The following is a 9022-nucleotide window of genomic DNA, read 5'->3' as shown; positions in this document are numbered from 1 at the left end:
CGCGCTCCATGTCGAGGCGGGTCTGGGCGAGGAGGTCGCGGGCGAGCGCCACCCGCAGGGAGTTGATGTAGCTCGGCAGGCTCATCCCGGCATGGCGGTTGAACAGCCGCGAGAGGTGGCGCGGGCTGGTCGCGGCGATGCCGGCGAGCGCCTCCAGGCTCCAGGCCCGGGCCGGATCGGCGCTCACCGCATCCTGCACCCGGTGGATCGCCGGGTGGAGGTGGTTGCGCCCGTCGAGCCAGGCTGAGAGCTGCGGGTCGTGGCCGGCCCGGCGCAAGTACACCACGAGGTAGCGCGCCACCGCCGCCGCCGAGGCCGGATCGACGAGGCGCGCCACGAGGTGCAGCATCAGGTCGATCCCGGCGGTGATGCCGGCGCTGGTCAGGCGCTCGCGGTCCTCGACGAACAGCCGATCCTCCAGCACCCGGGCGGCGGGGGCGAGGGCGGCCAGCTCCGCGCAGGCCGCGTGATGGGTGGTGCAGGCATGCCCGTCGAGGAGCCCGGCCCGGGCCGCCAGGAGCGCACCGGAGCAGATCGAGACCAGGCGGTGCCCCGGCCTCACCTGCGCCCGCAGCCAGGCGACGATCGCCGCCTCGGCCGCCCGCTCGGACTCACCCGGGAGCGAGGGATCCCCCAGGATCAGCTCCGCCGTGCCGGCGACCACCACGATCGCCCCGTCGGGCAGCGGCGCGGGAAGGGGGGCGAGCCCCGAGAGGCAAAGCCCGATCGAGCTCGTGACCTCGGGGTGCGGGCCGACATGGCTGACGCGAAACCGCACCCTGTCCTGGATCAGGTTGGCCTTGCGCAGCACCTCGACGGGCCCGGCCACGTCGAGGAGCAGGGTGCGCGGCGGGCACACCACCACGACAGGGATGTCGGCCGGCGCGCTCACGCGGCGAGTCGGGAGGCAGGCCCGGCCAGGGCTTCCTCCACGGTCGCGATGCGGGCGAAGCGCCCGGCGAGGACCAACTCGGTGCGGGCGCGGATCTCGTCGGCGCTCCAAAGGCGCCCGGCGGCATCATTCATCGCGAAGGTCAGGGTCGCCTCGGCGACGTAATCGACCGCGTAGCCGAGGTCGGAGGCGTGGCGGGTCGTGGTCTCGCAGCACTGCTCGGTGCGGATGCCGCTGACCAGCAGCCGGCGGATGCCGTTCCGGGTCAGCCAGACGTCGAGCCCGCTGCCGACGAGCGCGCTATGCCGCCGCTTGTGGAAGACGGCGTCGGGCGTGAGCCGCAGGGGCTCCAGGGTGCGGACATGGCCGGAGGCGAGGGAGAACGGACCCTGGTCCTCGACGTGGAAGATCTGCACCACCGGGACGTTTCTCGCCACGGCGCCGTCGATCAGGGCCTGCTGACGGTCGAGGAAGCGGGACAGGTCGGCCTCGTCCCAGTAGGGGCGGTGGCGGAAGGAGTCCTGGACGTCGATGACGAGGAGGGCGGTGTCGGTCACGGGGATGATCCTTAGCGGGTGGAACGGCGCCAGGATAGGCGCCGCCCCGCGTCCCGAAAGGCCGCGCCCGGACTGGAAGCGGACGAAAAAGGACAGGACCCTAGCGCGCCGCGACCACCGCGACGCCGGCCCCGACCATGACCCCACCGGCGATGCGGTTCGCTCGCCGGACCGCCGCGCGGGTGCGCAGGGCCCGCCGCAGCCGGCCGGCGAGGAGCACGTGGCCGCCGATCACCAGGGCCTCGACGGCGAGGATGACGGCGGCGAGGATCGCGACCTGCGCCGGGGCGAGGGCGGCACCGACGACGTTCGGCAGCAGGGCGAGGTAGAACAGCGGCATCTTCGGGTTGCCGAGATTGAGGGCGAGGCCGGCGAGGACGCTCGCCGCCAGGCCCGGCCGAGTGCCGCCCGCGCGCTCCGCCGGCAGCACCGGCTCGGCAGTCCAGAGTCGGATCCCGGTCCAGATCAGGTAGGCGGCGCCGGCATAGCGCAGGACCGTCATCAGCGCCCCCATCTCCTGCGCCACCACGGCGAGGCCGGTGGCGGCGAGGACCAGGACGGCCAGGATGCCCACCACCATGCCGGCCCCGTAGGCAAGGCCGGAGGCCGGCCCGTGCGACAGGGTGCGGGCGACGATGGTCATGTTGTCGGGCCCGGGGCTCGCGGCGAAGACCAGGAAGGCGGCCGCGAACGAGAGCAGCGTGACGGGATCCATTCTCTTTCCCCCGCGTCGAGAGACGCAGGGGACTTGGCAATTTTTGCGCCGCGGGAGTTCGCCTCAACCGCCGCGGCAGTGGCGCGATCCGGTCCTCAATGCTCCCCGACCTCGCCCAGATGCGTCAGCAGCGCCTCCGCCACCTTGTCCGGCGCCTCGCGGGTCGGGAAGTGGCCGACATCCTCCAGCTCCACCCGGCGGTAGGTCCCGGTGAAATGCTGCTCCTGGCCCGAGAACGAGGCCGGCAGCACGCAGGTGTCGGCAGCGCCGTTGATGACCAGAGTCGGCACCGCGATGCTGCCGGCGCCTTCCGCCGCCTGTCTCAGTTCGGCGAAGCGCGGGTCCGGCGCGTCGGCGCCCCAGCGGGAGCGATAGAAGTTGAGGGTGACGGCAGCCCAGTCCGGGTTCTGGAGCGACGGGGCGATTTTCGAAAAAGTCTCGTCGGTGAACCAGGGGCCGGGCGGGCTCCAGGCCACCCATTGCTCGCGGGCGAAGGCGAGGGGGTTCTCGCGCACGAAGGCGGCGCCCGGCTCGGTGTTCATGAACCACTGGTACCAGAAGGCCCGCACCTGCGGCAGCGGCGGCACGCCGATGCGCCCCGGCGCCCAGGGCACCGACAGGGCGGCGATCGACGAGACCCGCTGCGGCCGGGCCGCGGCGAGCATGTAGGCGACGCGCCCGCCCCAATCGTGCCCGACCACCGGCAGGCGCGAGAAGCCCAAGCCGTCCATGAAGGCCAGGATGTCGGTGGCCAAAGCCGCCGTCTCGCCGCTCCTCGGCCCCTCCGGGTTCAGGAACTTCGTCGGGCCGCAGCCGCGCCAGTAGGGCACGATGGTGCGCCAGCCGGCGGCGTTCAGCTTCGGGATCACGCCGTCGAAAGTCCGCGGGTCGTCCGGCCAGCCGTGCAGCAGCAGGACCGGCTGGCCCATATCGGGCCCCGAGGCCTCGTAGGTGATCTCGACCTCGCCGGCGGTGACGCTGTTGACGTCCATGGCTGTACTCCCGTCACGCATGCGAAGGGCGGGGCCGTCGAAGGCCCCGCCCTTGCTCCTCTTCCCTGACGAGATGGGTCAGGCGATGATCTTGTCGATGGTGATCGGCAGGTCGCGCACCCGCTTGCCGGTGGCGTGGAACACCGCATTCGCCACCGCCGCGGCGGCGCCCACGATGCCGATCTCGCCGAGGCCCTTGACGCCGAGCGGGCTGACCTTGTCGTCGTGCTCGTCGACGAAGATCACCTCGATGTCGTGGATGTCGGCGTTCACCGGCACGTGGTATTCGCCGAGATTGTGGTTCATGATCCGCCCGAGATTGTGGTCGAGCATCGACTCCTCTTCGAGCGCCGCGCCGATCCCCATCACCACCCCGCCGAGGATCTGGCTGCGGGCGGTCTTGAGATTGAGGATCTTGCCGGCCGCGATGGCGCTCACCACCCGCGTCACCCGCACCACGCCGAGTTCCTCGTCGATCTTCACCTCGGCGAAGACGGCCGAATGGGTATAGGCCGAGTAGCGCATGTTGGTGAGCATGCTCGGCTTGACCTTCTCGGTCGCCTCGACGCGCTCGACGCCGCCGGCCCGCATCGCCTCGGCGATCGACACCTTGCGCGAGGGATCGGTCTGGAGCCGGATGTCCCCGTCCGCGAAGGTGACGTGGGCGAAGTCCGCATTGGCGAGGGGCGACTCCGCCATGCTGCGGGCATGGCCGAACAGCTGCTCGGCCACCTTGCGGCAGGCGGCCTGCACCGCCGCACCGGAGGAGGCCGCCGTCCAGGAGCCGCCGGCGAGCGGCGCCTCGGGGAGCGCGGTGTCGCCGAGCCGGGTCGTCACCCGGTCGAGGGGCAGGCCGAGCGCGTCGGCGCCGATCTGCGCCAGGATCGTGTAGGTGCCCGTCCCCAGATCGGCGGTGGAGCAGGCGAGTTCGAGCGTGCCGTCGGGCGTGAGCGTGGCGCTCGCGCTCGACTGCATCATCATGGCCTCCCACACGCCGGTCGCCATGCCCCAGCCGACCAGCTCGTGCCCGTCGCGCATCGAGCGCGGCTCCGCCTTGCGCCTCGACCAGCCGAACCGCGCCGCGCCCTGCTCGTAGGCGGCGCGCAGGGCCTTGGAGGTGAAGTCCTTGCCCTCGCCCTCGTCGCGCTCGGCGTAGTTGCGCAGGCGCAGTTCCAGCGGATCGATCCCGGTGGCGTAGGCCAGCTCGTCCATCGCCGATTCGAGGGCGAAGATGCCGGTGACCGCGCCCGGCGCCCGCATGTCGGACGGGGTATAGGTGTCGATCTTGGCGAGCTTGTAGTCGAGGGTGACGTTCGGGCAGTGATAGAGCAGGCCCGACCAGTTGACGACGGCCTCCTGGTAATCCTCGAAGGTCGAGGTGCCGGCGACCGCGTCGTGGGTCAGGGACTGGAGCCGCCCGGCCTCGTCGGCGCCGAGCGCCACGGTCTGGTAGGTCTCGGGCCGGTAGCCGAAGGTGAACATCTGGTCGCGGGTCAGCACCACGCGGACCGAGCGCTTGAGGTCGAGGGCGGCGGCGACCGCCAGATAGAGCTGGTATTGCGGCCGCAAGCCCGAGCCGAACCCGCCGCCCACATAGGGCGTGATCACCCGTACGTCGTCGGGCTTCAGGTTGAACACGCTGCAGACATAGCCCTGCGTGTTGTTCACGCCCTGGATCTTGTCGTGGATGGTGAGCTTGCCCTCGCCCTCGTAGACCACCGTCGAGGCGTGCGGCTCCATCGGGTTATGGTGCTCGATCGCCTGCTTGTATTCCTGGCGAAGCTGGATCGGCGCGGTGTCGTAGGCGCCCGCCGCATCGCCCCGCGGGTCCGGCGGCGGCTTGATGCCGGAGCGCTTCTTCGGCGGCACGTAGGCGGCGTCGCGATTTTTCGCGAGGTCGGTGTTCGGCACCTCCTCGTCATAGGTCACCTTGACCAGGCTGGCACCGTGGCGGGCGAGCTCGAAGCTCTCCGCCACCACGAGCGCCACCGGCTGGCCGCCATAGACGATCTCGGGACCGTTGAGCGCCCGGAACGGCGAGCCGGGCGGCGCGACCTGGTCCCGGTAATTGTAGTCGAGCCAGGCGGTGCGCGGCTTGTTCTCGTGGGTGAGCACCTTGATCACGCCGGGCACCGCCTCGGCGGCCTTGGTGTCGATCGCCGTGATGCGGCCCTTGGCGATGGCGCTCGACACCACGACGCCGTGGGCGAGGTCGGGGGCGGTGAACTCGGCGGCGTATTTGGCGGCGCCCGTCACCTTGGCGGGGCCGTCGAGCCGGCTCCGGGCGGTGCCGACGTAGCGGGAGGGGGTGGCCATGGCGGTCCTTTAGGCGATGCGCTTGTCGGTCTGGGATTGCGGCGTGCCGGCGGCGGCTTGGCGCAAGCCCCGCACGATGGCGCGCCGCGCCAGCTCGACCTTGAAGGCATTGTGGGAATAGGGCCGGGCCTCGGCCAGGATCACGTCCGCGGCCTCGCGGAAGGTTTCCGGCGTCGCGGGCCTGCCCTGGAGGCGGGCTTCGGCTTCCGCGTTGCGCCAGGGCTTGTGGGCGACGCCGCCGAGCGCCAGGCGCGCCGTGCGGATCGTGTCGCCGTCCATCTCCAGGGCGGCGGCGACCGAGACCAGCGCGAAGGCGTAGGAGAGCCGGTCGCGCAGCTTCAGGTAGGTGTAGTGCCTCGAGAAATCCTCGTCCGGCAGGTCGACCGAGAGCACGATCTCGCCGTGGCGGAGCGTGGTGTCGGTTTGAGGCGCGTCACCCGGCAGGCGGTGGAACTCGCCGAAGGGGATGCCGTGGCGGCCGTTCGGCCCCTCGACCTGCACGGTCGCGTTCAACGCCGCCAGGGCCACGCACATGTCGGAGGGATGGGTCGCGATGCAGGTCTCCGAGGCGCCCAGGATCGCGTGGATGCGGTTGACCCCGGTCATCGCCGGGCAGCCGCTGCCGGGCTCGCGCTTGTTGCAGGGCGTGCCCTCGTCGTAGAAATAGTAGCAGCGGGTGCGCTGGAGCAGGTTGCCGCCGGTGGTGGCGGCGTTGCGCAATTGCGGCGAGGCCCCGGCCAGCAGCGCGCTGGCGAGCAGCGGATAGCGCTCGTTGACCAGCGGGTCGTAGGCCACGGTCGCATTGGGCACCAGCGCGCCGAGGCGCAGGCCCCCCTCGTGCTGGACGATCTCGTCGAGGGGCAGGCGGGTGATGTCGACGAGGCGGCCGGGCCGCTCGACATTGTACTTCATCAGGTCGACGAGGTTGGTGCCCCCGGCGATGAAGCGCGCCGCCGGATCGGCGGCGAGCACCTGAACGGCCTCCTGCACGGTGCCGGCGCGGGTATACTCGAACCGGTTCATTCCGCGGCCTCCCGGAACGAGGACGCCTTGGTCTTCAGGACGTCTTCCACCGCGTCGACGATGTTGGAATAGGCGCCGCAGCGGCAGATGTTGCCGCTCATGTGCTCGCGGATCTCCTCGCGCGAGCGGGCGCGGCCCTCCTCGATCAGCGCCACCGCGGACATGATCTGGCCGGGCGTGCAGTAGCCGCACTGGAAGGCGTCGTGCTCCACGAAGGCGGCCTGGACCGGGTGGAGGGCTCCCGAGGACAGGCCCTCGATGGTGGTGACCTTGGCGCCGTCCTTCTGCACGGCCAGCGCCAGGCAGGAATTGATGCGCTTCCCGTCGACGATCACCGTGCAGGCGCCGCACTGGCCGTGGTCGCAGCCCTTCTTGGTGCCGGTGAGGTCGAGTTCCTCGCGCAGGAGGTCGAGGAGCGTGGTCCAGGGCGCGACCTGGAGCTGCCGCTCCTGCCCGTTGACCGTGAGGGTGACCGGAATCGTCCCCGGTGGGGCGGAGGAGCCGCTGTCGCTCAGCATGGGCCTGCCATTGCTCGTGAAGGGGCCCGGCGCCGGCGCGCGCCGAGAGGGCGCGCGGCCCTCGGCCGGGCGGCATACCCGATAACCGTTCCAGAGTGGGGTCGTTCCTTAGGGGAGTATCGGGGGGCCGGGCGGCGGGATGCGGCGGAAGGCGCGCGCTGAAGACCCTCCCTCCTCCGCGCGGGAGGGTGCCCCACGGCGAGTGCGAAGCACTCGTGCTGGGGCGGGAGAGGGGACGCCGGTTCCGGAAAGGTCGCGACCGATGTGACGTGCGCCCTCTGGACCAGCGTCGCACTGCCCCACTCCCGGCCTGCTCCGCAGAGGAGGGAGGGTTTCCGCGCGTGCCGTCGAAACCCGGGCGAGCGCCCCGCCCGCCATGCACCCGAAGCCCGTCGTCGCTTCCACCTCGCGGCTTCTGGCCGCCCGCCCGCTGCGCTAGTGATGGCATCACCGCGGCCGGACACCCGTCCCCGCGCCAGATTCGACTCGTACCCGGAGACACCGCATGGCCGCGCTTGACCGGATCCTCAACGACATCGACCGCGACCTCGACACCTCCCTGGGGCGGCTGTTCGCCTTCTTGCGCATCCCGTCGATCTCGACCGATCCGGCCTACGCCGCGGAGTGCCGGAAGGCGGCGGAATGGCTCAAGGGCGATCTCGCCGCCATGGGCTTCGAGGCCTCCTTGCGCGAGACCGGCGGTCATCCGGTGGTGCTCGCCCATCATCGGAAGCCCGGCGCTCCGCACGTGCTGTTCTACGGCCATTACGACGTGCAGCCGGTCGATCCCCTGGACGAGTGGGAGACGCCGCCCTTCGAGCCGCGCATGGCGACCCTCCAGGATGGCCGCAAGGTCATCAGCGCCCGCGGCGCCTGCGACGACAAGGGCCAGGTGATGACCTTCGTCGAGGCCTGCCGGGCCTTCAAGGCGATCGACGGCGAGTTGCCGGTCGGCGTCACCATCCTGATCGAGGGGGCGGAGGAGGACGGCTCGAAATTCCTGCCCGAATGGGTCGCGGCCAACCGCGAGGAGTTGAAGGCCGACGTGGCCCTGGTCTGCGATACCGGGATGTGGGACCGCGACACCCCGGCCATCACCTCGTCGCTGCGGGGACTGGCCTATTTCGAGGTCACCGTCACCTGCGCCGACCGCGACCTGCATTCGGGCCTGTTCGGGGGGGCGGCCGCCAACCCGATCCGGGTGCTCTCGCGCATCGTCGCCGACCTGCACGACGACCAGGGACGGGTGACCGTGCCGGGCTTCTACGACGGCGTGCACGAGACGCCGCCGGAGGTGCTGGAGCAGTGGCGCGGCCTGAACCTGACGCCCGAGAGCTTCCTCGGCACCGTCGGCCTGAACCTGCCGGCCGGCGAGCGCGACCGGATGCTGATCGAGCAGATCCAGTCCCGCCCGACCTGCGACGCCAACGGCATCATCGGCGGCTATACGGGCGAGGGCACCAAGACGGTGATCGCGTCGAAGGCCAGCGCCAAGATCTCGTTCCGCCTCGTCGGCGACCAGGATCCCGAGGCCCTCGACCGCAACTTCCGCGCCTTCATCCAGGAGCGCATCCCGGCCGATTGCTCGGTCGAGGTCGTCACCCACAAGGGCTCGCGGGCGCTGGCGCTGCCCCACGGCATGCCGGCCCTGGAGGCGGCGAAGGGCGCCCTCGCCGAGGAGTGGGGCCGGGCCCCGGTGACCATCGGATCCGGTGGCTCGATCCCGATCGTCGGCGACTTCAAGCGGACGCTCGGCCTCGACACCCTGCTGGTCGGCTTCGGCCTCGACGACGACCGGGTTCACTCGCCGAACGAGAAGTACGACCTCCAGAGCTTCCACAAGGGCACGCGCAGCTGGGCGCGGATCCTGGCGGCCCTGGCGAAATAGGCCGATCGAGCATCCGACCCGCAGAGGGTTCGGGACCGGGCGGGACGCGGGCCGCCCGGTCCTGGACCGTGTGCGCGGGTCCGGGCCCCGGGTCCCACGTCGCGGCCCCGGGATGTTGGGG

At 71.3% G+C, this 9022-nt stretch carries 8 protein-coding genes; 1 reads left to right on the top strand and 7 read right to left on the bottom strand.

What is annotated here, in order from left to right; genetic code table 11:
* The 7 genes from VQ03_RS04000 to VQ03_RS03970 all read right to left on the bottom strand — a co-directional run.
* A partial coding sequence (locus tag VQ03_RS04000) for a GlxA family transcriptional regulator (protein WP_048449573.1) occupies positions 1–892 on the bottom strand: 892 nt, incomplete at its 3' end.
* Positions 889–1455, bottom strand: coding sequence for an isochorismatase family protein (locus tag VQ03_RS03995; protein WP_048449574.1), 567 nt, complete (start codon positions 1453–1455; stop codon positions 889–891). The genes VQ03_RS04000 and VQ03_RS03995, both read right to left, overlap by 4 nt.
* Before the next feature lie 94 nt (positions 1456–1549).
* Complete coding sequence (locus tag VQ03_RS03990; RefSeq protein ID WP_048449572.1) at positions 1550–2164, bottom strand: LysE family translocator; 615 nt, start codon at positions 2162–2164, stop codon at positions 1550–1552.
* A gap of 95 nt (positions 2165–2259) precedes the next feature.
* Positions 2260–3156, bottom strand: a complete 897-nt coding sequence (locus VQ03_RS03985; RefSeq protein WP_048449571.1) for an alpha/beta fold hydrolase — start codon at positions 3154–3156, stop codon at positions 2260–2262.
* Between the two features lie 78 nt (positions 3157–3234).
* Positions 3235–5472 (bottom strand): xanthine dehydrogenase family protein molybdopterin-binding subunit, encoded by a 2238-nt coding sequence (locus VQ03_RS03980; RefSeq protein ID WP_048449570.1) that lies wholly within the window; start codon positions 5470–5472, stop codon positions 3235–3237.
* Between the two features lie 9 nt (positions 5473–5481).
* Entirely contained in the window at positions 5482–6495 is a 1014-nt protein-coding gene (locus VQ03_RS03975) for an FAD binding domain-containing protein (RefSeq protein ID WP_048449569.1), read from the bottom strand.
* The gene (locus VQ03_RS03970; RefSeq protein WP_048449568.1) at positions 6492–7013 is read right to left on the bottom strand and encodes a (2Fe-2S)-binding protein; all 522 of its coding nucleotides are present in this window, start codon (positions 7011–7013) and stop codon (positions 6492–6494) included. The genes VQ03_RS03975 and VQ03_RS03970 overlap by 4 nt, the downstream gene beginning before the upstream one ends.
* 505 nt (positions 7014–7518) lie before the next feature.
* On the opposite strand from VQ03_RS03970, the gene VQ03_RS03965 reads away from it, so the two are divergent.
* Positions 7519–8901 (top strand): M20/M25/M40 family metallo-hydrolase, encoded by a 1383-nt coding sequence (locus VQ03_RS03965; protein ID WP_048449567.1) that lies wholly within the window; start codon positions 7519–7521, stop codon positions 8899–8901.
* Positions 8902–9022: the final 121 nt, after the last annotated feature.

Origin of the sequence: Methylobacterium tarhaniae (assembly GCF_001043955.1) — a bacterium.
Classification (GTDB): domain Bacteria; phylum Pseudomonadota; class Alphaproteobacteria; order Rhizobiales; family Beijerinckiaceae; genus Methylobacterium; species Methylobacterium tarhaniae.
This window is presented reverse-complemented; position numbering and strand designations above follow the sequence as displayed.